Below are 23,465 nucleotides of genomic sequence, written 5' to 3'. Positions count from 1 at the left end.
ACATGCTCAAGATCTGGGGCAGGAAGAATTCGTCGAATGTCAGGAAAGCACTGTGGTGCGCCGCAGAGCTTGGTCTGGAGTATGAGTCGATCGATGCCGGTGGCGCCTTCGGCCTGGTCAACGAGCCGCAGTACCGGGCGCTGAACCCCAACGGCCTGGTGCCGATGATCGAGGACGACGGCCTGGTGCTGTGGGAGTCCAATGCCATTGTGCGCTACCTGTCGGCGCAGTACGGCTGCGAGTCGGGCTGGTATGAGCAGGACGCACGCAAGCGTGCCGAGGCCGACAAGTGGATGGACTGGGTTACTTCCTCCCTGGCCACGCCGTTCCGGCCGTTGTTCTGGGGCATCCTGCGCACGCCTGCCGATCAGCAGGACTGGGTGGCAATCAATGCCGCACACAAGACCTGCGCGCAGTTGCTGTCGATTGCCGACCAGGCCCTGGCGCACCAGCCGTATTTGTCTGGCGACAAGCTGGGCATGGGCGATATCCCCCTGGGCTGCTTTGCCTACGCCTGGTTCGAGATGCCCATCGAGCGCCCCGAGATGCGCCACCTGCGCGCCTGGTATGAGCGCCTGCAAGAGCGTCCGGCCTATCAGGCGGCGGTGATGACGGCGCTGACCTGATTGACGGTTACCGGGAAAGTGCGGTCAAGCTGATAGTTAATATCGATACACATGACTGTACTTGTCTGGTCTGCACAAGCACCATGCTCCTATTCACTGCGGCTGGCCTCGTCCGGCCGCGTCTAGAACCTTCCACACTGGTACGCGACCCGCTATGAGTTCTGCTCTGTCCATAAGGCAGCTAACCAAAACCTACGGCAACGGTTTCCAGGCCCTCAAGGGCATTGACCTGGATGTCGCCGAAGGTGACTTCTTTGCCTTGCTCGGCCCCAACGGCGCCGGCAAATCCACCACCATCGGCATCCTCTCGACCCTGGTCAACAAGACCAGCGGCAGCGTCAACATCTTTGGCCACGACCTCGATCGCCAGCCCGCCGCGCTCAAGCGCTGCATCGGCGTGGTGCCGCAGGAGTTCAACTTCAACCAGTTTGAAAAGACCTTCGACATTGTCGTCACCCAGGCCGGTTACTACGGTATCCCGGCCAAGGTCGCCAAGGAGCGGGCCGAGCAGTACCTGACCCAGTTGGGCCTGTGGGACAAGCGCGATGTGCCGTCGCGCTCGCTGTCGGGCGGCATGAAACGCCGCCTGATGATCGCCCGCGCGCTGATCCACGAGCCGCGCCTGCTGATCCTCGACGAGCCGACCGCGGGTGTGGATATCGAGCTGCGCCGGTCGATGTGGAGCTTTTTGACCGAGCTCAACCAGAAAGGCATCACCATCATCCTCACCACCCATTACCTGGAAGAGGCTGAGCAGTTGTGCCGTCACATCGGCATCATCGACCACGGCACCATCGTCGAGAACACCAGCATGCGCGCGTTGCTGAGCAAGCTGCATGTCGAGACCTTCCTGCTCGACCTCAAGCAGGACCTGCCCCAGGCGCCAAACCTGGTCGGCTATCCGTGCCGCTTGATCACCCCGCACACCCTGGAAGTGCAAGTTGACAAGGAAGTGGGCATTACTGCGCTGTTCGGCCAGCTGGCGCTGCAGAACATCGAGGTGCAGAGCCTGCGCAACAAGACCAATCGTCTCGAGGAGCTGTTCGTGTCCCTGGTTGAGAAAAACCTGGCAAAGGTGGCGGTATGAGTTCGGAACTGAGCGCCAACCTGGTCGCCCTCAATACCATCGTCTACCGCGAAGTACGCCGTTTTACCCGGATCTGGCCGCAGACCCTGCTGCCCCCGGCGATCACCATGGTTTTGTACTTCGTGATTTTCGGTAACCTGATCGGCCGGCAGATCGGCGACATGGGCGGCTTCACCTACATGGAGTACATCGTCCCGGGGCTGATCATGATGTCGGTGATCACCAACTCCTACGGCAACGTGGTCTCGAGCTTCTTCGGCAGCAAGTTCCAGCGCTCGATCGAGGAGTTGATGGTGTCGCCGGTGTCGCCGCATACCATCCTCGTCGGCTACACCCTGGGCGGCGTGTTGCGCGGCCTGGCGGTAGGGGTGATCGTCACCTTGCTGTCGCTGTTCTTCACCGACCTGCAGGTTCATCACCTGGGCGTGACCATTGTCGTGGTGCTGCTGACGGCGACAATCTTCTCGCTGCTGGGCTTCATCAACGCCGTGTTCGCCCGCAACTTCGATGACATCTCGATCATCCCGACCTTCGTGTTGACGCCGCTGACCTACCTGGGCGGGGTGTTCTACTCGATTACCCTGTTGCCGCCGTTCTGGCAGACCGTGTCGATGGCCAACCCGGTATTGCACATGGTCAACTCGTTCCGCTACGGCATTCTCGGCGTGTCGGACATCCGCATTGGCGTCGCCATCAGCTTCATGCTGGTCGCCACGGCAGTGCTGTATATCGGCTGCGCGCGGTTACTGGTCAGTGGGCGAGGAATGCGCACCTGATTGTTTGACCTTGCGCCGGCGCCACTGCCTGCCGACCCACCAGCGCCAGTAGAGCATGGTCAGGCAGTAGGCGAGGGCGCCGAGCAGCACGCCACACACCACTGAGCCGAGCAGGAACGGCTGCCACAGGGTCGACAGCTGGTCGGTGATCCACTCGAAGGTCAGTTCTTCAGGCAGGGTGCGTGGTGGGATCTGCATCAGCCAGGCGCCCATCTGGTAGGTGCAGAAGAACACCGGCGGCATGGTGATCGGGTTGGTCAGCCACACCAGGCTGACCGCGATCGGCATGTTGCCGCGGACCATGATCGCCAGGCTTGCGGCCAGCAGCATTTGCATCGGAATCGGAATGAAAGCGGCGAACAGGCCGACAGCCATGGCGCGCGCAACCGAATGCCGGTTGAGGTGCCAGAGGTTGGGGTCGTGCAACAGCCGGCCGAGAAAGCGTAAGGATTTGTGTTCCCTGATGCTGGTCGGATCGGGCATGTAGCGTTTGAAGAGACGACGCGGCATGTGGGGTCTCGGCAATCTGAAGGGTGCCAGTATGCACGGATTCTAAAAGTGCCTTATTCAGACTTTGTGACAATTATTTAGCGAGCGGTTGCCGTCACTGATCTAAGCCTCAGGGGGTGGTTTACTTCTGGAGCTTCACGCTTATGCGCACAGGGATGTTGGCGCTTGCACTCGGGCTGCTCAGCCTCGGGTTCCTGCCGGCTTTGCCGCCCGTCTGGATACTTGTCCTGCTGGCAATTGCCGGGCTTTGCTGCCTGCCTACGCGGCTGTGGCCCGCCGGGCTGTTTCTGCTGGGCTTGAGCTGGGCGTGCGTCTCGGCGCAATGGGCGTTGGATGAGCGCCTGGCGGCGCAGTTCGATGGCCGTACCCTGTGGATAGAGGGCCGGGTTACTGGTTTGCCGGAGCAGGGTGCGCGCTCGGTGAGGTTCGAGTTGAGCGATGCCGAGTCGCGCCGGGGGCAATTGCCAAGGCGCATGCAGCTCAGCTGGTTCGGCGGCCCGGCGGTCAACAGCGGTGAATACTGGCGTTTGGCAGTCAGCCTCAAGCGCCCCGCAGGCTTGCTCAATCCTCACGGCCCGGACCAGGAGGCCAGTTTGTTGGCCCGGCGCATCGGCGCCACCGGCAGCGTCAAAGCCGGCGAGCGGCTGCTGCCGGCAACGGCGGCCTGGCGGGATGATCTGCGCCAGCGCTTGCTCAGCGTTGATGCCCAGGGCCGGGAGGCGGCGCTGGTGGCCTTGATACTCGGCGATGGCGGCGCTTTGGCGCGCCAGGACTGGCAAGCGCTGCAGGCCACCGGCACGGTGCACTTGCTGGTGATTTCCGGCCAGCATATTGGCCTGTTGGCCGGGCTGGTATACGCCTTGATTGCCGGGCTGGCGCGCCTGGGCTGGTGGCCGCAACGGCTACCCTGGCTGCCTTGGGCCTGTGCGCTGGCCTTTGCCGCAGCACTGGCCTATGGCTTGCTGGCCGGGTTTCAGGTGCCGGTGCAGCGCGCCTGCATGATGCTGGCCATGGTGCTGCTCTGGCGCCTGCGCTTTCGTCACCTGGGTGTCGGGCTGCCGTTGTTGCTGGCGCTCGATGCAGTGCTGCTGTGGGAACCATTGGCCAGCTTGCAGCCGGGCTTCTGGCTGTCGTTCATGGCCGTGGCCATTCTGATCTTCACCTTCAGCGGCCGCCTTGGCGCCTGGAACCCCTGGCTGGCCTGGAGTCGCGCCCAGTGGTTGATCGCCATCGGCTTGTTGCCGGTGCTGCTGGCGCAAGGTTTGCCGGTGAGCCTGACGGCGCCGCTGATCAATCTGCTGGCAGTGCCGTGGATCAGCCTTGCGGTGTTGCCAATGGCGTTGCTCGGCACTGTGTTGCTGCCGGTGCCGGTTCTGGGGGAAGGCTTGCTGTGGCTTGCCGGCGGCCTGCTCGACGGTTTGTTTCGCTTGCTGGCGCATGTGGCGGTTTGGCAACCGGCCTGGATGCCAGAACCATTGCCGTTCTGGGCCTGGTTGCTGGTGTGCCTGGGGGCATTGCTGCTGTTGTTGCCACGCGGCATACCGATGCGGGTGCTGGGCTGGCCATTGTTGCTGTTGGCGGTGTTTGCGCCCCGGGAGCGCGTGCCGCAGGGGCAGGTAGAGGTCTGGCAGCTGGATGTCGGCCAGGGGTTGGCCTTTGTGCTGCGCACCCGGCACCACGCCATGTTGTATGACGCCGGCCCGGCCATGGGCGATTTCGATCTGGGCGAGCGGGTAGTGCTTCCCAGCTTGCGCAAGCTGGGGGTGAGCAAGCTCGACCTGATGTTGCTCAGCCACGCCGACGCCGATCACGCCGGGGGCGCCCGCGCCGTGCAGCGCGGTTTGCCGGTGCTGCGGGTGCAGGCTGGTGAGGCTGCGGCCTTGCCTGAAGTGCTGCAAGCGCAGCCGTGCAGCAGCGGCGAACGCTGGCAGTGGGACGGGGTGAATTTTTCACTGTGGCAGTGGCAGGATGCTGGCGACAGCAATCAGGATTCCTGTGTGCTGCTGGTCGAGGCAAATGGCGAAAAACTGCTGCTCACCGGCGATCTCGATGCCCGCGGCGAACGGGCCTGGGCGCGGGACTGGCAGGCGACCACGGTCGACTGGTTGCAATCGCCCCATCACGGCAGTCGCAGCTCCTCCAGCGAGGCCTTGTTGAAGGCTACTACCCCGCGCGGCGTGCTGATCTCGCGCGGGCGCTACAACGCCTTCGGGCATCCGCACCCGGAGGTCATGGCGCGCTATCGGACGCACGGTATTCAGGCCTATGACAATGTCGACCAAGGTGCCTTGCGCCTGCGCCTGGGTGTGTTCGGCGAGCCTGAGGGGTTGCGTGCCCAGCGGCGTTTCTGGCGTGAACCGAGATGACGACCTTCGGCAGATGAGCCCCCTGGGGTCCTATGGTAAAGTGGCGGACTTTTTCGAGGGGATGCTTACTGTGTGGGAATTGGTCAAGTCCGGTGGCTGGATGATGCTGCCGATCATTCTGAGTTCCATCGCTGCCATGGCGATCGTCGCCGAGCGTCTCTGGACCTTGCGCGCCAGCCGGGTCACGCCACCGCACCTGCTGGGCCAGGTGTGGATGTGGATCAAGGACAAACAGCTCACCAGTGACAAGCTCAAGGCCCTGCGCGCCGATTCGCCGCTGGGCGAGATCCTTGCCGCAGGCCTGGCCAACTCGCGCCATGGCCGCGAAATCATGAAGGAATGCATCGAAGAGGCCGCAGCGCGTGTCATTCACGAGCTGGAGCGCTACATCAACGCCCTGGGCACCATCGCCGCCATGGCGCCGCTGCTGGGCTTGCTCGGCACCGTGCTGGGCATGATCGACATCTTCAGCGCCTTCATGGGTACCGGCATGACCACCAATGCCGCAGTGCTCGCCGGCGGTATCTCCAAGGCACTGATCACCACCGCGGCCGGCCTGATGGTCGGTATTCCGTCGGTGTTCTTCCACCGTTTCCTGCAGCGTCGTATAGACGAGCTGGTGGTCGGTATGGAGCAGGAAGCGATCAAGCTGGTCGAAGTGGTGCAGGGCGACCGTGATGTCGACCTGGCCGAGGGCAAGGCGTGAAATTCCGGCGCAAGCCACGGGAGACCGTGGACATCAACCTGGCCTCGCTGATCGACGTGGTGTTCATCCTGCTGCTGTTTTTCGTGGTCACTACCACCTTCACTCGCGAAACCCAGTTGCGTGTCGAGCTGCCGGAGTCGGTCAGCGGCGCGCCGGCACCGGATTCGGAGCTCAAGCAACTGGACATCACCATCAGCGCCGACGGCGTCTATTCGGTGAACAACCACCTGTTGCCCAAGAGCGACCTGGCGACCCTCATTGAAGCCCTGCAGCAGGAATCCGCAGGGGACACCAAACTGCCGTTGTCGATCAGCGCCGACGGCAAGACCCCGCACCAGGCGGTGGTGACTGCCATGGATGCGGCCGGCAAGCTCGGTTTCAGCCAGTTGCGCATGACCACGGTCGAGGCGGCTCAGGGGACGCCCTGATGGCCTTTGCCGATCGTCTGCTCGATGCCTGGTACGCCGGGCATCCGGCCCTGGCGCTGCTGCGTCCGCTCGAAGCCCTCTATCGTCGCGTGGTGCTGGGCAAGCGCGCGCGCTTTCTCAGTGGCGAGAGCCGCAGCTACCGCGCGCCGGTGCCGGTCATCGTGGTGGGCAACATCACCGTCGGCGGCACCGGCAAGACACCGATGATCCTCTGGTTGATCGAGCATTGCCGCCAGCAGGGCCTGCGTGTCGGCGTGGTCAGCCGTGGCTATGGCGCCAGGCCGCCACAGTTGCCGTGGCGCGTGCGTGCCGAGCAAAGCGCGGCCGAGGCGGGTGATGAACCTTTGCTGATCGTCCAGCGCAGCGGCGTGCCGCTGATGATCGACCCGGACCGTTCGCGTGCGGTTCAGGCATTGCTGGCCAGCGAGCCGCTGGACCTGATCCTGTGTGACGACGGCATGCAGCATTACCGCCTGGCCCGCGACCTGGAACTGGTGTTGATCGATGCCGCCCGTGGCCTGGGTAACCGCCGCTGCCTGCCGGCCGGCCCCCTGCGCGAGCCGGTGGAACGCCTGCAGGACGTCGACGCGGTGCTTTACAACGGCGCCACGACCGACCGCGAAGACGGTTTTGCCTTTGCCCTGCAACCTACTGCACTGGTCAACCTGCGCAGTGGCGAGCGCCGTGGCCTCGACTTCTTTGAGCCAGGCCAGGCCGTGCACGCGGTGGCCGGCATTGGCAACCCGCAACGTTTCTTCAATACCTTGCAGGGGCTAAACTGGCGACCTGTGCCACACCCTTTTGCCGATCATGCCCAATACAGCGCCCAGGCCCTGAGCTTCAGCCCTGCGCAGCCCCTGGTCATGACCGAGAAGGACGCGGTCAAATGCCGCGCCTTCGCTGCCGACGACTGGTGGTACCTTGCGGTCGATGCTGTGCCTTCGCCGGCCTTCAAGGCCTGGTTCGACACACAGCTTGCACGCTTGCTGCCCGGGTCGCGGCCCTCCTGATTCGTTTCTTTTTCCGGCCACTGGCCTGAGGAATTTCCATGGACACCAAACTGCTCGATATCCTTGCCTGCCCGATCTGCAAGGGCCCGCTCAAGCTCAGCGCCGACAAGACCGAGCTGATCAGCAAGGGCGCGGGTCTGGCCTATCCGATCCGCGACGGTATCCCGGTGATGCTCGAAAGCGAAGCCCGTACCCTGACCGATGACGAGCGTCTGGACAAATGAGCCTGGCCTTTACCGTTGTGATTCCGGCGCGGCTGCGCTCCACGCGCTTGCCCGGCAAGCCGTTGCTGCCGATTGCCGGCAAGCCGATGATCCAGCACGTCTGGGAACAGGCTCGCAAAAGCAGCGCCAACCGTGTGGTAATCGCCACCGACGACGCGGGTATCTTCAAGGCCTGCGAGGCCTTTGGCGCTGAAGTGCTGATGACCCGCGAAGACCATGACTCCGGTACCGACCGCCTGGCTGAAGTCGCCGCCAAGCTGGGCCTGGCTGCCGATGCCATTGTGGTCAATGTGCAGGGTGACGAGCCGCTGATTCCGCCGGTGATCATCGATCAGGTGGCGGCCAACCTGGCGGCCCATCCGGAGGCCGGCATCGCCACCCTGGCCGAGCCGATCAGTGACGTCGAAGCGCTGTTCAATCCCAATGCGGTCAAGGTGGTCAGCGATTGCAATGGCCTGGCCCTGACGTTCAGCCGCGCACCGTTGCCCTGGGCGCGGGATGCCTTTGCCCAGAACCGTGAGCAGATGCCGCAAGGCGTGCCGTACCGTCGCCACATCGGCATGTACGCCTATCGCGCCGGCTTCTTGCAGGACTTCGTCGCCTGGGGCCCGTGCTGGCTGGAGAAGGCCGAATCGCTGGAGCAGCTGCGGGCGCTCTGGCATGGCGTGCGTATTCACGTCGCCGATGCCATCGATGCGCCGCCCGTGGGCGTCGATACCCCTGAAGACCTGGAGCGCGTACGGCGCTTGCTGGAGGCCTGATGCGGGTTTTGTTCGTGTGCCTGGGCAATATCTGCCGCTCGCCTACCGCCGAAGGCGTGCTGCGTCAGCAATTGCGCGCCGAAGGCCTGGCCGAACTGGTCGAAGTGGCGTCGGCTGGCACTGGCGACTGGCATGTCGGCAAGCAGCCTGATGCGCGCACCTGCCGCACCGCGCGCATGCGTGGTTACGACCTGTCGCAGCAGCGTGCGCAGCAAATCAAGGCCGCGCATTTTGCTGAATACGACCTGATCCTGGCCATGGACAAGAGCAATCTTGGCCATCTGCAGGGCATGCGCCCGGCCACGGCCAAGGCCGAGCTGGACTTGTTCCTGCGCCGCTATGACGGCGCGCTGGATGAGGTGCCGGATCCTTACTACGGCGCCGAGGAGGATTTCGAACAGGTCCTCGACCTGATCGAAATCGCCTGCAGCCGTTTGGTCACCGAACTCAAGGGTCGTCTATGAGCGGGCAGTGGCAGCAACAAGTTTCGCTCAAGCCATTTAACACCTTCGGTATCGACGTTAAGGCCCAGTTTTTCACTGAAGCCCACAACGACGAAGAGGCTCGTCAGGCCTTGGCCCAGGCGGCTGATCAGGGATTACCGGTGCTGGTGGTGGGAGGCGGTAGCAACTTGTTGCTGACTGCCGATATCCAGGCGCTGGTGCTGCGCATGGCCAGCCGTGGCCTGCGCATCTTGTCTGACGATGGTGAGCGGGTGGTGGTCGAGGCCGAAGCTGGCGAACCCTGGCACCCGTTTGTGCAATGGAGTCTGGCCCAAGGCCTGGCCGGGCTTGAGAACCTCAGCCTGATTCCGGGCACGGTCGGCGCCGCGCCGATGCAGAACATTGGCGCCTATGGCGTCGAGATCAAGGACGTGTTCGCCGGGCTCACCGCACTGGATCGCCAGACGGGCAAGCTGCGCGACTTCAGCCTGCAAGAGTGCGCCTTCGCCTACCGCGACAGCCTGTTCAAGCGCAACCCGGGGCGCTGGTTGATCCTGCGGGTGCGCTTTGCCTTGAGCCGGCTCATGCATGCCCACCTGGACTACGGTCCGGTGCGCCAGCGCCTGAACGAGCAAGGCATCAGCCAGCCGACGGCGCAAAATGTCAGTGATGCAATTTGCAGCATCCGCCGGGAAAAACTGCCTGACCCGATCGAGCTGGGCAATGCCGGAAGTTTCTTCAAGAACCCGGTGGTGGCAGCTGTGCTGGCCGACAAGATCCGTTTGCAGTATCCGGGGCTGGTGGCTTATCCACAGGCTGATGGCCAGTTCAAGCTGGCTGCCGGCTGGCTGATCGAACAGGCGGGCTGGAAGGGCCATCGCGAAGGCGATGCCGGGGTGCACCGATTGCAGTCGCTGGTGCTGGTCAACTATGGCCAGGCCACCGGTGTGCAGTTGCATCAGCTGGCGCAGAAGATCCAGGCCGATATCCTCGAGCGTTTCGGGGTTGAGCTGGAGATGGAGCCAAACCTTTATTAACCGCTCCCAACGGCAATAAAAAAGCCCCGCCAGTCACCTGGCGGGGCTTTTTTTCAGCCTGGAAGATCAGACGAGCGGTTTGTGCTCTTCTTTCTCTTCAACCACTTCTTCAGCCGGTGCAGCAGGCGCCTCTTCAGCGACTACAGCAGCGCTGGCTTCGGCGGCGGCCACTGCAGCAGCGGCTGCGGCAGCTTCGGCTTCACGCTTGCGACGGCGTACTTCACGTGGGTCGTTCGGTGCGCGACCGTTGCTGGTCAGAGCACTGGCAGGAGCTTCAACCGCTGGCTCTTCAACCGCTGCAGGCTCGGCAACTACTGGCGCAGGCGCTTCGACCACTTCAGCAACGACTACCGGCTCGGCCACTACAGGTGCCTGGACTTCAGGCGCTGGCTCGACCGCAGCAACCGGTTCGACCACTTCAGCCGGGGCAGCAACAGGGGCTTCGATAACCGGCGCGATGCTGGTTTCTACGGCTTCTGCTGCTTCGACCGGGGCAGTGAAGGGCTGTTCGACAACCGGCGCGGCAGCGACTTCAGCGACCTGGGCAGTTTCTACCACTTCGGTTGCTTCAGTTGCTTGAGCCACTTCGGCGACTTCAGCCGCTTCAACTACTGGCTGAGTTGCTTCGACGACGGTTTCGCTGGCAACGACTTCAACAACCGCCTGCTCTTCGACAGTAGCGGTGGCGCGTTCAGCCTGCTGGTTGGCTTCGGCTTCGGCAGCGGCGCTGATGTTGCTGGTGGCAACAGCGGCGGTCACGGCCAGGCCTGCGGCCAGTTCAGCACCCAGTTCGCTGGCTTGAGGCTGCTCGTCGCTGCCGTCTTCCGAACCTTCTACCAGGTTACCGTTGGCATCGCGTTGACGCTCACGACGGTTGCTGCGACGACGCTGGCCACGGGAGCGGCGGCGAGGGCGTTCGCCTTCGGTACCTTCCTGGTTGTCATCCTGCAGCAGCTCTTCGTTCGGCAGTTGCTCTTCAGCAGCGTCGGCAGCCTGTTCGGCCGGGCGCGGCTGGCGTTCTTCACGCGGTGGGCGCGGAGCGCGCTCTTCGCGTGGGGCACGCTCTTCACGCGGTGCACGTTCTTCGCGCGGTGCGCGCTCTTCACGTGGGGCGCGTTCTTCGCGTGGAGCACGTTCTTCACGAGGCTGGCGCTCTTCACGTGGGGCGCGCTCAGGGCGTTCTTCACGGACCGCCGGGGTGGCGGCGTCCAGCGGCTCGCGCAGTTCGCGGACCGGACGCTCTTCACGGGAGCGGCGCTCTTCACGTGGGGCGCGAGCTTGACGCTCTTCGCGCGGCTGGCGTGGTGCACGTTCTTCGCGGGCCGGTGCTTCTTCGCGGGCTTCGCGAGGCTGACGCTCTTCACGCGGGGCGCGCTCGGCACGCTCTTCACGCGGCTTGCGGTCTTCGTCGCGACGGCCGTTGCGGTTGCGGCTCTGCTGGCGACCGTTGCGGCGCTCTTCGTTGCGCTGCGGGCGTTCGGTGGCGGGCTTCTCGGCAACCACAGGGGCGGCGGCAGGCTCGTCCTTGCCGGCGAACAGGCTGACCAGCGACTTCACCAGGCCTTTGAACAGGCTTGGCTCAGGAGCGTGGACTGGAGCAGCCACTGGCGCGGCAGCTTCGGTAGGTACTGGAGCGTTGGCGCGGGCCGGAGCGGTCTTGACCGCAGCTTCCTGGCGCACCAGGGTGCGGGTAGCGGCAGTCGGCTGGACTTCTTCGGTCTCGGCGGCGGCGATTTCGTAGCTGGACTGGCTGCTCAGGGCTTCCGGGCTGTCGTCGCGCAGGCGCTGGACTTCGAAATGCGGGGTTTCCAGGTGGTCGTTCGGCAGGATGACGATACGCGCCCGGGTGCGCAGCTCGATCTTGGTGATCGAATTGCGTTTCTCGTTGAGCAGGAAGGCGGCAACCGGAATCGGCACTTGCGCGCGGACTTCGGCGGTGCGGTCTTTCAGGGCTTCTTCTTCGATCAGGCGCAGGATGGCCAGCGACAGCGATTCGACGTCACGGATGATGCCGGTGCCGCTGCAGCGTGGGCAGACGATGCCGCTGCTTTCGCCCAGCGAAGGACGCAGGCGCTGACGGGACATTTCCAGCAGGCCGAAGCGCGAGATGCGCCCAACCTGTACGCGGGCACGGTCGGCTTCCAGGCATTCGCGGACTTTTTCTTCCACGGCGCGCTGGTTCTTGGCCGGGGTCATGTCGATGAAGTCGATCACGATCAGGCCGCCGATATCACGCAGGCGCAGCTGGCGGGCGATTTCCTCAGCCGCTTCCAGGTTGGTCTGCAGGGCGGTTTCCTCGATGTCGCTGCCTTTGGTGGCGCGCGCCGAGTTGATGTCGATGGAGACCAGGGCCTCGGTCGGGTCGATAACGATCGAGCCGCCGGACGGCAGGTCGACGACGCGCTGGAAGGCGGTCTCGATCTGGCTTTCGATCTGGAAGCGGTTGAACAGCGGCACGCTGTCTTCATACAGCTTGATCTTGCTGGCGTACTGCGGCATGACCTGGCGGATGAAGGTCAGGGCTTCTTCCTGGGCGTCGATGCTGTCGATCAGTACTTCGCCGATGTCCTGACGCAGGTAATCACGGATGGCGCGGATGATGACGTTGCTTTCCTGGTAGATCAGGAATGGCGCGGCGCGGTCCTGGGAAGCTTCCTTGATCGCGGTCCACAGCTGCAGCAGGTAGTCGAGGTCCCACTGCATTTCTTCGCTGCTGCGGCCAAGGCCGGCAGTGCGCACGATCAGGCCCATGTCGGCAGGGGCGACCAGGCCGTTGAGGGCTTCGCGCAGTTCGTTGCGCTCTTCGCCTTCGATACGACGGGAGATGCCGCCGGCACGCGGGTTGTTCGGCATCAGCACCAGGTAGCGACCGGCCAGGCTGATGAAGGTGGTCAGGGCGGCGCCCTTGTTGCCGCGCTCTTCTTTCTCGACCTGGACGATGACTTCCTGGCCTTCGCTGAGCACTTCCTTGATGTTCACCCGGCCTTCGGGCGACTTCTTGAAGTATTCGCGGGAGATTTCCTTCAGCGGCAGGAAGCCGTGACGCTCGGAGCCGAAGTCGACGAAAGCGGCTTCCAGGCTAGGTTCGATCCGGGTGATCCGGCCTTTGTAGATGTTGGCCTTCTTCTGCTCACGCGCGCCGGACTCGATGTCCAGGTCGTAGAGACGTTGGCCGTCCACCAGAGCTACACGCAACTCTTCGGGTTGAGTCGCGTTAATCAGCATTCTTTTCATGTAATACCGTCGGTTTCCGGGCTGCCGGAAACGGCGTTCGGCACACACGACTTCTCACGGTCTGTGTCAGGTGCGCAAGGGGTGGCGGGCCACCCCCGTGTCCAGCAACTTTCGAGTCCGACTGGTCACCCAGTACTGCCGAAGTCGCGACGACGCGTCCTGCTTGCTGTGGTGTCAAATGCACTCAGTCAGGAGGAGGAATCAGCCTTCGGCCGTGGACGCCCGTGGGGCATCTTGATCAAGACCGGGTCCGGTCGCCTGGCCAATAGGCCGGTGGACTGGACGCAGTACTACACGGTCCGACGGTTGTGCATCTCCACCCTACACGTATCCCTGATAATTCGGGTGCTGCCGCGCGCTGAATCCGCAACGGGTTGCATTTTCGCCAGCTCCATACGGGAGCCCGCGCCTTTTATGTCCAAGGCTGGTATTTCCGAAGCCGTCGCCATGACTGCGTGAAATTGACGGCACTGACAGAGTGGCAGCGAAAAAAACGTGGGGGAGGGTGAAATACCGCTCTTGTAGTTTTTTATCGGTCTTCTCTGCACGGCGCTGGTGGCGATTCCAGGCATTTCTGTAAACTGGCGAAAGCCCCGTCGGACGGCCTCGCGTCCTCGAGAATTGCGTCGGTCAGGGCCGGCTGAAAGCCGTGAGTCCGCTGGCCAGCCGCTTTTGGCGGCGTTCGCGACTATAGCAGCAATCATTAAGTGCTTCAAATCCATAAAAAATTGTTATGATTGGCAAATGACGACTACTGCCCCTCCGACCTCCGGCGTCCAGCTGATCGAGGTCGCGCCGGAACTTGCCGGCCAACGAATCGATAATTTCCTCGTAACGAAGCTCAAGGGTGTTCCCAAGACCTTGATTTACCGCATTTTGCGTAAAGGCGAAGTGCGCGTGAACAAGGGCCGGATCAAGCCCGAGTACAAGCTGCAGGCGGGCGACATCGTGCGCGTGCCGCCCGTTCGTCTGCCCGAGCGCGACGAGCCGGTACCGGTGGCTCAGGGCTTGCTTCAGCGCCTTGAGGCGGCGATTGTCTATGAAGACAAGGCCCTGATTGTGCTCAACAAGCCGGCCGGCATCGCCGTACACGGTGGCAGCGGCCTGAATTTCGGCGTGATCGAAGCCTTTCGTCAGATGCGCCCGGACGCCAAGGAGCTGGAGCTGGTCCATCGCCTGGACCGCGACACCTCGGGCCTGTTGATGATTGCCAAGAAACGCAGCATGTTGCGCCATTTGCACGCTGCCCTTCGCGGCGACGGTGTCGACAAGCGCTACATGGCCCTGGTCCGCGGTCATTGGGCCACCGCCAAGAAGCAGGTCAATGCGCCGTTGCTCAAGAGCAACCTGCGCTCCGGCGAGCGCATGGTCGAGGTCAATGACGAAGGCAAGGAAGCGCTGACGATCTTCCGCGTGCTGCGCCGTTTTGGCGAATTTGCCACCATTGTCGAGGCGCGGCCGATCACCGGTCGTACCCACCAGATCCGCGTACATGCCCTGCATGCCGGGCATTGCATTGCTGGCGACAGCAAGTATGGCGATGAAGATTTCACCCGTGAGATCCGTGATCTGGGTGGCAAGCGCCTGTTCCTGCATGCCTACGCCCTGACCGTGCCGCTGCCCGATGGTGGCGAGCTCAAGCTCGAAGCGCCGGTAGACGAAATGTGGGCCAAGACCGTGGAGCGCCTGGGTGCAGCGTAATTACGACCTGCTGATCTTCGACTGGGACGGTACCCTCGCCGACTCCATTGGCCGAATCGTCGAGGCCATGCACCTGGCCGCCGGTCGCGCCGGCTATGCCATCTGCGCGGATGACGCGGTCAAAGGTATCATTGGCCTGGCGTTGCCCGAGGCCATCAGCGTGTTGTATCCGCAGCTGGATGCCGAGCAGATCGTGCAGTTTCGCCAGCACTATGCCGACGTCTACATGGCCCTGGATGACCAGCCTTCGCCGCTGTTCGAGGGCGTGGTCGAGTCGCTGGAGGCCTTTCGGGCCGAGGGCTATCGCCTGGCGGTGGCGACCGGCAAGGCCCGGCGGGGGCTTGATCGGGTGTTACGCGCCAATGGTTGGGAAGATTACTTCGATATCACCCGTGCAGCCGACGAAAGCCGCGGCAAGCCGCACCCGCAGATGCTTGAGGAGATTCTTGCCCATTGCCAGGTCGAACCGCAGCGTGCATTGATGGTCGGAGATTCTTCCTTCGACTTGTTGATGGCCAGCAATGCCGGCATGCATTCGGTGGCGGTGGGTTACGGCGCCATGTCGCTTGAGGCCTTGAGTGCCTTCGGGCCACAGGTGTGTATCGATCATTTTTCACAGTTGCAGGCCTGGCTTCGCTGCACGCCTGCAGCAGTACATTCCAGGGTAGGTGAGCATGGCTGACGAGTGGAAGGCGCCCAGCGCCGAAAGTAACGACAGCAACGAAGAACAGAAGAGCTGGAAGCTGCTGGAGAAAACCCTCCTGGCCGGTGTTCAGGAGCAGCGTCGGGCGCGGCGCTGGGGGATCTTTTTCAAGCTGCTGACCTTTGTTTACCTGTTCGGCATTTTTGCCCTGTTCACGCCTTTGATGAACATGGACAAGGCGGCCTCGCGCAGCGTCAGCCATACCGCGCTGGTCGAGGTGCGCGGCATGATCGCCGACCAGGAGCCGGCCAGTGCCGACAATATCGTCAGCGGCCTGCGCGAAGCGTTCAAGGACCCGAAAACCAAGGCGGTGATCCTGCGTATCAACAGCCCGGGCGGCAGTCCGGTGCAGTCAGGTTACATCTACGATGAAATCCGCCGCCTGCGTGCCGAATACCCGACGATCAAGCTGTATGCGGTGATCAGCGATCTCGGCGCTTCCGGCGCTTACTACATCGCCAGTGCCGCTGATCAGATCTACGCCGACAAGGCCAGCCTGGTGGGCTCCATCGGTGTAACGGCGGCCGGTTACGGTTTTGTCGGCACCATGGAAAAGCTCGGCGTCGAGCGTCGTACCTATACCGCGGGTGAGCACAAGGCCTTCCTTGATCCGTTCCAGCCGCAAAAGCCTGAAGAGACGGCGTTCTGGCAGGGCGTGCTGGAAACCACCCACAAGCAGTTCATTGCCAGTGTCAAGCAGGGTCGTGGCGAGCGCCTCAAGGACAAGGAGCACCCTGAGCTGTTCAGTGGTCTGATCTGGTCGGGCGAGCAAGCCCTCTCCCTGGGCCTGGTGGATGGCCTGGGCAGCGCCGGTTACGTGGCGCGCGAGGTGGTAGGGGAGAAGGAGCTGGTTGACTTTACCGTCGAGGAGTCGCCGTTCGATCGCTTCTCCAAGCGCCTGGGGGCCAGTGTGGCCGAGCACCTGGCGATGTGGATGGGCTTTCAGGGGCCATCGCTGCGTTGATTGCCTGGTGCATTGAAAAAGCCGACCTTCGAGGTCGGCTTTTTTGTGCGCGTCAGGGCAGGCTGACGCCTTCGGCCAGCAGCATGTCTACCAGGCGGATCAGTGGCAGGCCGATCAGGCTGGTGGCATCCACGCCGTGGGTGCTCTGGAACAGGCTGACGCCCAGGCCTTCGGCCTTGAAGCTGCCGGCGCAGTCGTAGGGCTGTTCGGCGCGCAGGTAGCGCTCAATGCGTGGCAGGTCCAGTTCGCGCATGTTTACCGTGAACGGCACGCAGTCGACCTGGCAGTGGCCGGTGGCGCTGTTGAGCAGCGCCAGGCCGGTGAGAAAGGTCACATGGTTGCCGCTGGCTGCCAGCAGTTGCTCGCAGGCGCGCTCGAAGGTGTGCGGCTTGCCGAGGATCTGCTCGCCGAGCACCGCGACCTGGTCGGAGCCGATGATCAGGTGCCCGGGATGGCTGCCGGCCAGGGCCTGGGCTTTCTCCCGGGCCAGGCGCTTGACCAGCTCAAGGGCGGGCTCTTCGTCCAGCCGATGTTCGTCGATATCCGGCGATGCCCAACTGAAGGGCAGGCGCAGACGCTCGAGCAGTTCGCGTCGGTAGGGTGAGCTGGAAGCCAGTAATAAAGGCAGCATGATAGACTCCTGAACAGGTGAAACGATTCTAACATGCTGAACGGAGCCGAATTTCCTTTGACAGGGGCGGGGGTCATCCCTAGAATGCTGCGCCTATGTTGAATGACCCGATTCCACCTCACGTTGACCCGCGCAAATTGGCCGATCGTGGTGTTTCCCTCGAAGGAACACTGCAGCTCGCCGATTTGGAGAGACTCTGCGACCCGCTTTCCGACACTGTCGGTACGGTGCAGGCTAAATTCGATTTTGAGCGCGACGAGCAGAAAGCTGTGGTTATCCACACCGACCTGCGCGTCGAGGTCAAGATGGTTTGCCAGCGTTGTCTTGAGCTGGTCACCCTGCCGATCCACAGCGAATGTACTTACGCCGTGGTGAAGGAGGGTGCGAATACCCAGTCGTTGCCGAAAGGTTATGACGTGCTGGAACTGGGCGAAGATCCTTTGGATCTGCAGGCCTTGGTCGAGGAAGAGCTTCTGCTCGCCTTGCCTATCGTGCCTGCTCATCATCCGGAAGAATGCCAGCAGCCGGCGGGCGCCGATGAGCCCGAACCGAGCAAGGACGAGGTAACACGGTCCAACCCGTTCAGTGTATTGGCGCAGTTAAAGCGTGACCCAAACGTTTAGGAGTTAATCAATTATGGCTGTTCAGCAGAACAAAAAATCCCGCTCTGCCCGTGACATGCGCCGTTCGCACGACGCCCTCTCGGAAAACGCTCTGTCCGTAGAGAAAACCACTGGTGAAGTGCACCTGCGTCACCACGTATCGCCAGAAGGCGTATACCGTGGTCGTAAAGTGATCGACAAGGGCGCTGACGAGTAATCCTTGTCCGCTCAGATCATCGCGATTGACGCAATGGGCGGGGACTTCGGTCCCCGCAGCATTGTTCAGGCGAGTATTGCTTGCCTGTCGGCTACCCCCTCGCTGCACCTGACCCTTGTCGGTCAACCCTCCCTCCTTGAAGATCTGATCGCTGGCCAGTCGGCAGCGGATCGCGCGCGCCTGCAGATCGTGGCCGCCAGCGAAGTGATCGGCATGGACGAGCGGCCGTCACAGGCGCTGCGCAGCAAGCCCGATTCGTCCATGCGCGTGGCCCTCGAATTATTGCGTGATGGCAAGGTTCAAGCCTGCGTCAGTGCCGGCAACACCGGTGCGCTGATGGCCCTTTCGCGCTATGTGCTGAAAACCCTGCCCGGTATCGATCGCCCGGCCATGGTTGCCGCCATTCCCACCCAGACCGGCTATTGCCAGCTGCTCGACCTGGGCGCCAATGTCGACTGCAGTGCAGAAAACCTCTATCAGTTTGCCGTGATGGGCTCGGTGGCCGCCCAGGCCCTGGGTATCTCGCGCCCGCGCGTAGCCTTGCTCAATGTTGGCACTGAAGACATCAAGGGCAACCAGCAGGTCAAGCTTGCGGCCAGCCTGCTGCAGAACGCCCGCGGCCTGAACTACATCGGTTTCGTCGAAGGTGACGGCTTGTACCGTGGCGAGGCGGATGTGGTGGTGTGCGACGGTTTTGTCGGCAATATCCTGCTCAAGTCCAGCGAGGGCCTGGCGACCATGATCGGCTCGCGCATCGAGGCGTTGTTCAAGGGCGGGCTCGGCGCGCGCCTGGCCGGCGCCGTGGCCATGCCCCTGCTGCGCCGCCTGCAGGCTGACCTGGCGCCGGCGCGACATAATGGCGCAAGCTTTCTCGGCCTGCAGGGCATTGTCATCAAGAGCCATGGCTCTGCCGGGGTGCAGGGCTTGCAGAGCGCCATCCAGCGCGCTTTGATCGAGATCCAGGAGAACCTGCCGCAACGTTTGCACGGGCGCCTGGAAGACCTGTTGCTTTAGGCATATGCCTCAGGAAGTGGTTAAATGTGACCGCTTGGTCCTCGCTACCATCCAACTCTTCAGTTTCTTGTGCTCAGCCTGGTGCTGGGCGCTTTATTTCCGACGACAAGATCACTAGGGGCTTGTTCAATGTCTGCATCCCTCGCATTCGTCTTTCCCGGTCAAGGTTCGCAGTCCCTCGGCATGCTCGCCGAGCTGGGTGCCCAGCATCCGCTGGTCATTGATACCTTCCGTGAGGCCTCCGAGGCTCTGGGCTATGACCTCTGGGCGCTGACCCAGAACGGTCCGGAAGAGCAACTCAACCAAACCGACAAAACCCAGCCGGCCATTCTTACCGCCTCGATCGCCTTGTGGCGCCTGTGGCTGGCTGAGGGCGGCGCGCGTCCGGCGTTCGTTTCCGGTCACAGCCTGGGTGAGTACAGCGCCCTGGTCGCCGCCGGCAGCCTGAGCCTGGGTGACGCCGTGAAGCTGGTCAAACGCCGCGGCGAGCTCATGCAAGAGGCCGTACCGGCCGGGCAGGGCGCCATGGCGGCAATCCTGGGTCTGGACGACGCCGCTGTCGTGGATATCTGCGCAAAAGCAGCCCAGGGCGAAGTGGTCAGTGCGGTGAACTTCAACTCGCCAGGCCAGGTCGTGATCGCTGGCGCCAAGGCCGCCGTCGAGCGCGCCATGGAAGCCTGCAAGGAAGCCGGCGCCAAGCGTGCGCTGCCGCTGCCGGTCAGCGTGCCGTCGCACTGTGAGCTGATGCGCCCGGCAGCCGAGCGCTTTGCCGAGTCGGTCAATGCCATCGACTGGCAGGCCCCACAGATCCCGCTGGTGCAGAACGTCAGCGCCGCCGTTGCCGCGGACCTCGACACCCTCAAGCGCGATCTGCTGGAGCAGCTGTACAAGCCAGTGCGTTGGGTCGAGTGCGTGCAGACCCTGGCCGCCAATGGCGCGGTCAACCTGGTCGAATGCGGCCCGGGCAAGGTTCTGGCCGGTCTGAACAAGCGTTGCGCCGATGGCGTGACCACCTACAACCTCAATACCCCAGATGCTGTCGCCGCCACTCGTGCGGCGCTGGCCTGATTTAGGAGAAACTTGCATGAGCCTGCAAGGTAAAGTTGCCCTGGTTACCGGCGCCAGCCGTGGTATCGGCCAGGCTATCGCCCTGGAGCTGGGCCGTCTGGGCGCTACCGTGATCGGTACCGCCACCTCCGCTTCGGGCGCCGAGCGTATCGCCGCGACCCTCAAGGAGCACGGCATCACCGGCACTGGCCTTGAGCTGAACGTGACCAGCGACGAGTCGGTCACCGCTACCCTGGCCAAGATCCAGGAGCAGTTCGGTGCGCCGACCATTCTGGTCAACAACGCCGGCATCACCCGCGACAATCTCATGCTGCGCATGAAGGACGACGAGTGGTTCGACGTCATCGACACCAACCTGAACAGCCTCTACCGTCTGTCCAAGGGCGTGCTGCGCGGCATGACCAAGGCGCGCTGGGGTCGTATCATCAGCATCGGCTCGGTGGTCGGTGCCATGGGTAACGTCGGCCAGGTCAACTACGCTGCCGCCAAGGCCGGCCTGGAAGGCTTCAGCCGCGCCCTGGCGCGTGAAGTCGGCTCCCGCGCGATCACCGTCAACTCGGTGACCCCGGGCTTCATCGACACCGACATGACTCGCGAGCTGCCTGAAGCTCAGCGTGAAGCGCTGCAGACCCAGATCCCCCTGGGGCGTCTGGGCCAGGCTCAGGAGATCGCCAATGTGGTGGCTTTCCTGGCCTCCGAAGGTGCAGGTTATGTCACCGGCGCGACCATTCCGGTCAACGGCGGCATGTACATGTAAAATTGAATGTGACGGATTGCATCAAAAAAATGTCATACGAGCTGTCTAAAATCCGTTATAAAGCTGCAACCAGATTCTAGTCGGTTGGCAGGTGTGGTCTTGCAAGGCGTGTTGCGCTTGAAAAGCAGACGTCTTTCTATACACTTACACACCGGCCAGCTGCCTGACATATGTCCATTAGGAGTGAAAACAAGGTATGAGCACCATCGAAGAACGCGTCAAGAAAATCGTCGCCGAGCAACTGGGCGTTAAAGAAGAAGAAGTAGTGAACACTGCTTCCTTCGTCGAAGATCTGGGTGCCGATTCCCTTGACACCGTTGAGCTGGTGATGGCTCTGGAAGAGGAATTCGAGACCGAAATCCCTGACGAAGAAGCCGAGAAGATCACTACTGTTCAAGCTGCTATCGACTACGTCACCAGCCACCAGGCCTAAGACGTTGTAGTCGTCGCTTCTTGTCATGGAAAAACCGCACTGCCTTCGCCGGCGTGCGGTTTTTTCTTTACAAGAGATGTAGTCAATTGAATAAGGAGAGTGCTGTGTCGCGTAGACGCGTCGTGGTCACCGGTATGGGTATGCTGTCGCCACTGGGTACGGATGTGCCGAGCAGTTGGCAGGGCATTCTGGCTGGCCGCAGTGGCATAGGTCTGATCGAGCATACTGACCTGTCTGCCTACTCCACCCGTTTTGGCGGCTCGGTAAAGGGCTTTGAAGTCGAGCAGTACCTGTCGGTCAAGGAAGCCCGCAAGCTCGATCTGTTCATTCAGTACGGCCTGGCAGCCGGTTTTCAGGCAGTGCGTAACGCCGGCCTGGAAGTGACCGATGCCAACCGCGAGCGCATTGGCGTGGCCATGGGCTCGGGTATCGGTGGCCTGACCAACATCGAAGAAACCAGCCGGACCTTGCATGACCAGGGCCCGCGGCGTATTTCGCCGTTCTTCGTGCCGGGTTCGATCATCAACATGATTTCCGGTTTCCTGTCGATCCACCTGGGTGTACAGGGGCCTAACTACGCTATTTCCACCGCCTGCACCACCGGTACCCACTGTATCGGCATGGCTGCGCGCAACATCGCCTTCGGTGAAGCCGACGTGATGATCGCCGGCGGTGCGGAAATGGCCGCCTGTGGCCTGGGCATGGGTGGTTTCGGTGCGTCGCGGGCGCTGTCGACCCGCAACGACGACCCGACCCGCGCCAGCCGTCCGTGGGACAAGGGCCGTGATGGCTTCGTCCTCGCCGACGGTGCCGGTGCGCTGGTACTCGAAGAGCTCGAGCACGCCAAGGCCCGCGGCGCGACCATCTATGCCGAGCTGGTAGGCTTTGGCATGAGTGGCGATGCCTACCACATGACCTCGCCGCCAGAAGATGGCAGCGGTGCCGCGCGCTGCATGGCCAACGCCCTGCGCGATGCCGGCCTGAACCCCGGCGAAGTCGATTACATCAACGCCCACGGCACCTCGACGCCGGCCGGCGACCTGGCAGAAAGCTCGGCGATCAAGTCGGTGTTTGGCGATCACGCCTACAAGCTGGCCGTCAGCTCGACCAAGTCGATGACCGGGCACCTGCTTGGCGCTGCCGGTGCCGTCGAGGCGATCTTCAGCGTGCTGTCGATCAACAGCCAGGTGGCGCCACCGACCATCAACCTGGACGAGCCGAGCGAAGGTTGCGACCTCGACTTCGTGCCGCACCAGGCGCGCAACATGCCGATCGAGGTGGTGCTGTCCAACTCCTTCGGTTTTGGTGGCACCAACGGCTCACTGGTGTTCCGCCGGTTCGCCGGCTGATGCACAGCTGGGTCGATGGCCTGCCGGCAGATGCACTAACCCTGCAAAGCCGGGGGCTGGCCTATGGCGATGGTCTGTTCGAGACCATCGCCGTGCGCGCCGGTCGGCCATCGTTGCTCGAGTACCACCTCGAGCGCCTGGCGCTGGGTTGCCAGCGCCTGGCGATCAGCGCCGATTACGGCCTGATTCGCGACGAGCTATGCCGTTATGCCAGCTTGCTGGGTGACGGCGTGCTCAAGCTCATTGTTACCCGCGGCGACAGCCAGCGCGGCTACGCGCCGGCCGCTGGCGTGGCGCCACGACGAATTCTCCAGGGCAATCCCTTGCCCACCTATCCCGCAGGGCATGCCGAACAGGGCGTTCGCTTGTTCGATTGCCAGACCCGTCTGGCCGAGCAACCCTTGCTGGCAGGCTTGAAACACCTCAATCGCCTCGAGCAGGTGCTGGCCCGTGCCGAGTGGCAGGATGCCGCGCACGCCGAAGGTTTGATGCGCGATGTTTCCGGGCGCATCATCGAGGGGGTGTACAGCAACCTGTTCCTGGTGCGCGACGGCCAACTGCAGACTGCCGACCTGAGCCGCTGCGGCGTGGCCGGGGTCATGCGCGCAGCCTTGCTCGATCACGCCAGGGACGCCGCAATCGCTGTGCAGATTACCGACCTGAGCCTGCAGGACCTGCAGCAAGCTGACGAAGTGTTTGTCTGCAACAGCGTCTACGGCATCTGGCCGGTACAGGCTTTTACATCGCTGAACTGGCCGCCGGGGCCGCTCACCCGTAAACTGCAGGCCATTGCCCGTACGCTACTGGATGCCTGATTT

25 protein-coding genes are annotated in these 23,465 nt (G+C 62.9%); 22 read left to right on the top strand and 3 right to left on the bottom strand.

The features are described from left to right. Positions 1 to 2: 2 nt before the first annotated feature. The 3 genes from LOY37_RS19380 (at position 3) to LOY37_RS19370 (ending at position 2,489) form a co-directional block, all read left to right on the top strand. Positions 3 to 626, top strand: coding sequence for a glutathione S-transferase family protein (locus LOY37_RS19380; RefSeq protein ID WP_123567236.1), 624 nt, complete (start codon positions 3 to 5; stop codon positions 624 to 626). Between the two features lie 154 nt (positions 627 to 780). Further along, positions 781 to 1,713 (top strand): ABC transporter ATP-binding protein, encoded by a 933-nt coding sequence (locus LOY37_RS19375; RefSeq protein ID WP_045195197.1) that lies wholly within the window; start codon positions 781 to 783, stop codon positions 1,711 to 1,713. Then, a complete protein-coding gene (locus tag LOY37_RS19370) occupies positions 1,710 to 2,489 on the top strand; it encodes an ABC transporter permease (protein WP_045195195.1) in 780 nt (259 codons plus the stop codon). The genes LOY37_RS19375 and LOY37_RS19370 overlap by 4 nt, the downstream gene beginning before the upstream one ends. Here the strand turns inward: LOY37_RS19370 and LOY37_RS19365 are convergent. Then, on the bottom strand, positions 2,457 to 2,999 hold the full coding sequence (locus tag LOY37_RS19365) for a DUF2062 domain-containing protein (protein ID WP_045195193.1): 543 nt from the start codon (positions 2,997 to 2,999) through the stop codon (positions 2,457 to 2,459). The genes LOY37_RS19370 and LOY37_RS19365 overlap by 33 nt on opposite strands. 143 nt (positions 3,000 to 3,142) lie before the next feature. Between LOY37_RS19365 and LOY37_RS19360 the strand changes: the two genes are divergently transcribed. From LOY37_RS19360 to murB, 8 genes are all read left to right on the top strand, one after another. Beyond that, positions 3,143 to 5,365 (top strand): DNA internalization-related competence protein ComEC/Rec2, encoded by a 2,223-nt coding sequence (locus tag LOY37_RS19360; protein ID WP_258715543.1) that lies wholly within the window; start codon positions 3,143 to 3,145, stop codon positions 5,363 to 5,365. A gap of 70 nt (positions 5,366 to 5,435) precedes the next feature. Then, positions 5,436 to 6,071 (top strand): MotA/TolQ/ExbB proton channel family protein, encoded by a 636-nt coding sequence (locus LOY37_RS19355; protein ID WP_176794233.1) that lies wholly within the window; start codon positions 5,436 to 5,438, stop codon positions 6,069 to 6,071. Beyond that, entirely contained in the window at positions 6,068 to 6,499 is a 432-nt protein-coding gene (locus tag LOY37_RS19350; RefSeq protein ID WP_045195189.1) for a biopolymer transporter ExbD, read from the top strand. The genes LOY37_RS19355 and LOY37_RS19350 overlap by 4 nt, the downstream gene beginning before the upstream one ends. Next, entirely contained in the window at positions 6,499 to 7,509 is a 1,011-nt protein-coding gene (gene lpxK / locus LOY37_RS19345) for a tetraacyldisaccharide 4'-kinase (protein WP_258715542.1), read from the top strand. The genes LOY37_RS19350 and lpxK overlap by 1 nt, the downstream gene beginning before the upstream one ends. Before the next feature lie 38 nt (positions 7,510 to 7,547). Further along, entirely contained in the window at positions 7,548 to 7,733 is a 186-nt protein-coding gene (locus tag LOY37_RS19340; RefSeq protein ID WP_038994143.1) for a Trm112 family protein, read from the top strand. Further along, the gene (kdsB, locus tag LOY37_RS19335; RefSeq protein WP_195884755.1) at positions 7,730 to 8,494 is read left to right on the top strand and encodes a 3-deoxy-manno-octulosonate cytidylyltransferase; all 765 of its coding nucleotides are present in this window, start codon (positions 7,730 to 7,732) and stop codon (positions 8,492 to 8,494) included. Before LOY37_RS19340 ends, kdsB begins: the two co-directional genes overlap by 4 nt. Then, entirely contained in the window at positions 8,494 to 8,958 is a 465-nt protein-coding gene (locus LOY37_RS19330) for a low molecular weight protein-tyrosine-phosphatase (RefSeq protein WP_258715541.1), read from the top strand. The genes kdsB and LOY37_RS19330 overlap by 1 nt, the downstream gene beginning before the upstream one ends. Next, positions 8,955 to 9,974: a UDP-N-acetylmuramate dehydrogenase gene (gene murB, locus LOY37_RS19325; protein ID WP_258715540.1), complete on the top strand. Its 1,020-nt coding sequence runs from the start codon at positions 8,955 to 8,957 to the stop codon at positions 9,972 to 9,974. Before LOY37_RS19330 ends, murB begins: the two co-directional genes overlap by 4 nt. 66 nt (positions 9,975 to 10,040) lie before the next feature. Here the strand turns inward: murB and rne are convergent, their stop codons facing one another. Beyond that, positions 10,041 to 13,208, bottom strand: a complete 3,168-nt coding sequence (rne, locus tag LOY37_RS19320) for a ribonuclease E (protein WP_258715539.1) — start codon at positions 13,206 to 13,208, stop codon at positions 10,041 to 10,043. Between the two features lie 744 nt (positions 13,209 to 13,952). On the opposite strand from rne, the gene rluC reads away from it, so the two are divergent. From rluC to LOY37_RS19305, 3 genes are read left to right on the top strand one after another with little or no spacing between them, the layout of a single operon-like run. Beyond that, complete coding sequence (gene rluC, locus LOY37_RS19315) at positions 13,953 to 14,909, top strand: 23S rRNA pseudouridine(955/2504/2580) synthase RluC (protein ID WP_045195176.1); 957 nt, start codon at positions 13,953 to 13,955, stop codon at positions 14,907 to 14,909. Beyond that, positions 14,899 to 15,591 carry an HAD family hydrolase gene (locus LOY37_RS19310; protein ID WP_045195174.1) on the top strand — a complete coding sequence of 231 codons (693 nt, stop codon included), beginning with the start codon at positions 14,899 to 14,901 and terminating at the stop codon, positions 15,589 to 15,591. The genes rluC and LOY37_RS19310 overlap by 11 nt, the downstream gene beginning before the upstream one ends. Beyond that, positions 15,584 to 16,576 (top strand): S49 family peptidase, encoded by a 993-nt coding sequence (locus tag LOY37_RS19305; protein WP_195884749.1) that lies wholly within the window; start codon positions 15,584 to 15,586, stop codon positions 16,574 to 16,576. The genes LOY37_RS19310 and LOY37_RS19305 overlap by 8 nt, the downstream gene beginning before the upstream one ends. Before the next feature lie 52 nt (positions 16,577 to 16,628). On the opposite strand, the gene LOY37_RS19300 is transcribed toward LOY37_RS19305, so the two are convergent. Then, positions 16,629 to 17,207 (bottom strand): nucleoside triphosphate pyrophosphatase, encoded by a 579-nt coding sequence (locus LOY37_RS19300; RefSeq protein WP_045195170.1) that lies wholly within the window; start codon positions 17,205 to 17,207, stop codon positions 16,629 to 16,631. 95 nt (positions 17,208 to 17,302) lie between these two features. Between LOY37_RS19300 and LOY37_RS19295 the strand changes: the two genes are divergently transcribed. From LOY37_RS19295 to pabC, 8 genes are all read left to right on the top strand, one after another. Beyond that, positions 17,303 to 17,830: a YceD family protein gene (locus LOY37_RS19295; RefSeq protein WP_045195168.1), complete on the top strand. Its 528-nt coding sequence runs from the start codon at positions 17,303 to 17,305 to the stop codon at positions 17,828 to 17,830. Between the two features lie 13 nt (positions 17,831 to 17,843). Next, complete coding sequence (gene rpmF / locus LOY37_RS19290; RefSeq protein ID WP_010223221.1) at positions 17,844 to 18,026, top strand: 50S ribosomal protein L32; 183 nt, start codon at positions 17,844 to 17,846, stop codon at positions 18,024 to 18,026. Positions 18,027 to 18,029: 3 nt separating this feature from the next. Further along, complete coding sequence (gene plsX / locus LOY37_RS19285; RefSeq protein ID WP_082075402.1) at positions 18,030 to 19,040, top strand: phosphate acyltransferase PlsX; 1,011 nt, start codon at positions 18,030 to 18,032, stop codon at positions 19,038 to 19,040. Between the two features lie 129 nt (positions 19,041 to 19,169). Further along, positions 19,170 to 20,108: an ACP S-malonyltransferase gene (fabD, locus tag LOY37_RS19280; RefSeq protein ID WP_258715538.1), complete on the top strand. Its 939-nt coding sequence runs from the start codon at positions 19,170 to 19,172 to the stop codon at positions 20,106 to 20,108. Between the two features lie 16 nt (positions 20,109 to 20,124). Then, the gene (gene fabG, locus LOY37_RS19275; RefSeq protein ID WP_038994156.1) at positions 20,125 to 20,865 is read left to right on the top strand and encodes a 3-oxoacyl-ACP reductase FabG; all 741 of its coding nucleotides are present in this window, start codon (positions 20,125 to 20,127) and stop codon (positions 20,863 to 20,865) included. 196 nt (positions 20,866 to 21,061) lie between these two features. Then, on the top strand, positions 21,062 to 21,298 hold the full coding sequence (gene acpP / locus LOY37_RS19270; protein WP_003175607.1) for an acyl carrier protein: 237 nt from the start codon (positions 21,062 to 21,064) through the stop codon (positions 21,296 to 21,298). A 104-nt stretch (positions 21,299 to 21,402) separates the two neighbouring features. Next, entirely contained in the window at positions 21,403 to 22,647 is a 1,245-nt protein-coding gene (gene fabF, locus LOY37_RS19265) for a beta-ketoacyl-ACP synthase II (RefSeq protein ID WP_045195160.1), read from the top strand. Then, positions 22,647 to 23,462, top strand: a complete 816-nt coding sequence (gene pabC / locus LOY37_RS19260) for an aminodeoxychorismate lyase (RefSeq protein WP_258715537.1) — start codon at positions 22,647 to 22,649, stop codon at positions 23,460 to 23,462. Before fabF ends, pabC begins: the two co-directional genes overlap by 1 nt. Positions 23,463 to 23,465: the final 3 nt, after the last annotated feature.

Source organism: Pseudomonas sp. B21-012, from assembly GCF_024749305.1.
GTDB lineage: Bacteria > Pseudomonadota > Gammaproteobacteria > Pseudomonadales > Pseudomonadaceae > Aquipseudomonas.
This window is presented reverse-complemented; position numbering and strand designations above follow the sequence as displayed.

Excerpts from the sequence above, each read along its gene's own strand:
- fabG (WP_038994156.1), top strand. The coding sequence starts at position 20,125 with ATGAGCCTGCAAGGTAAAGTTGCCCTGGTTACCGGCGCCAGCCGTGGT.
- rluC (WP_045195176.1), top strand. The coding sequence starts at position 13,953 with ATGACGACTACTGCCCCTCCGACCTCCGGCGTCCAGCTGATCGAGGTC.
- rpmF (WP_010223221.1), top strand. The coding sequence starts at position 17,844 with ATGGCTGTTCAGCAGAACAAAAAATCCCGCTCTGCCCGTGACATGCGC.
- fabD (WP_258715538.1), top strand. The coding sequence starts at position 19,170 with ATGTCTGCATCCCTCGCATTCGTCTTTCCCGGTCAAGGTTCGCAGTCC.
- LOY37_RS19360 (WP_258715543.1), top strand. The coding sequence starts at position 3,143 with ATGCGCACAGGGATGTTGGCGCTTGCACTCGGGCTGCTCAGCCTCGGG.
- LOY37_RS19370 (WP_045195195.1), top strand. The coding sequence starts at position 1,710 with ATGAGTTCGGAACTGAGCGCCAACCTGGTCGCCCTCAATACCATCGTC.
- LOY37_RS19295 (WP_045195168.1), top strand. The coding sequence starts at position 17,303 with ATGTTGAATGACCCGATTCCACCTCACGTTGACCCGCGCAAATTGGCC.
- rne (WP_258715539.1), bottom strand. The coding sequence starts at position 13,208 with ATGAAAAGAATGCTGATTAACGCGACTCAACCCGAAGAGTTGCGTGTA.
- LOY37_RS19300 (WP_045195170.1), bottom strand. The coding sequence starts at position 17,207 with ATGCTGCCTTTATTACTGGCTTCCAGCTCACCCTACCGACGCGAACTG.
- acpP (WP_003175607.1), top strand. The coding sequence starts at position 21,062 with ATGAGCACCATCGAAGAACGCGTCAAGAAAATCGTCGCCGAGCAACTG.
- LOY37_RS19305 (WP_195884749.1), top strand. The coding sequence starts at position 15,584 with ATGGCTGACGAGTGGAAGGCGCCCAGCGCCGAAAGTAACGACAGCAAC.
- lpxK (WP_258715542.1), top strand. The coding sequence starts at position 6,499 with ATGGCCTTTGCCGATCGTCTGCTCGATGCCTGGTACGCCGGGCATCCG.
- LOY37_RS19330 (WP_258715541.1), top strand. The coding sequence starts at position 8,494 with ATGCGGGTTTTGTTCGTGTGCCTGGGCAATATCTGCCGCTCGCCTACC.
- kdsB (WP_195884755.1), top strand. The coding sequence starts at position 7,730 with ATGAGCCTGGCCTTTACCGTTGTGATTCCGGCGCGGCTGCGCTCCACG.
- LOY37_RS19380 (WP_123567236.1), top strand. The coding sequence starts at position 3 with ATGCTCAAGATCTGGGGCAGGAAGAATTCGTCGAATGTCAGGAAAGCA.
- murB (WP_258715540.1), top strand. The coding sequence starts at position 8,955 with ATGAGCGGGCAGTGGCAGCAACAAGTTTCGCTCAAGCCATTTAACACC.
- LOY37_RS19365 (WP_045195193.1), bottom strand. The coding sequence starts at position 2,999 with ATGCCGCGTCGTCTCTTCAAACGCTACATGCCCGATCCGACCAGCATC.
- LOY37_RS19340 (WP_038994143.1), top strand. The coding sequence starts at position 7,548 with ATGGACACCAAACTGCTCGATATCCTTGCCTGCCCGATCTGCAAGGGC.
- LOY37_RS19375 (WP_045195197.1), top strand. The coding sequence starts at position 781 with ATGAGTTCTGCTCTGTCCATAAGGCAGCTAACCAAAACCTACGGCAAC.
- pabC (WP_258715537.1), top strand. The coding sequence starts at position 22,647 with ATGCACAGCTGGGTCGATGGCCTGCCGGCAGATGCACTAACCCTGCAA.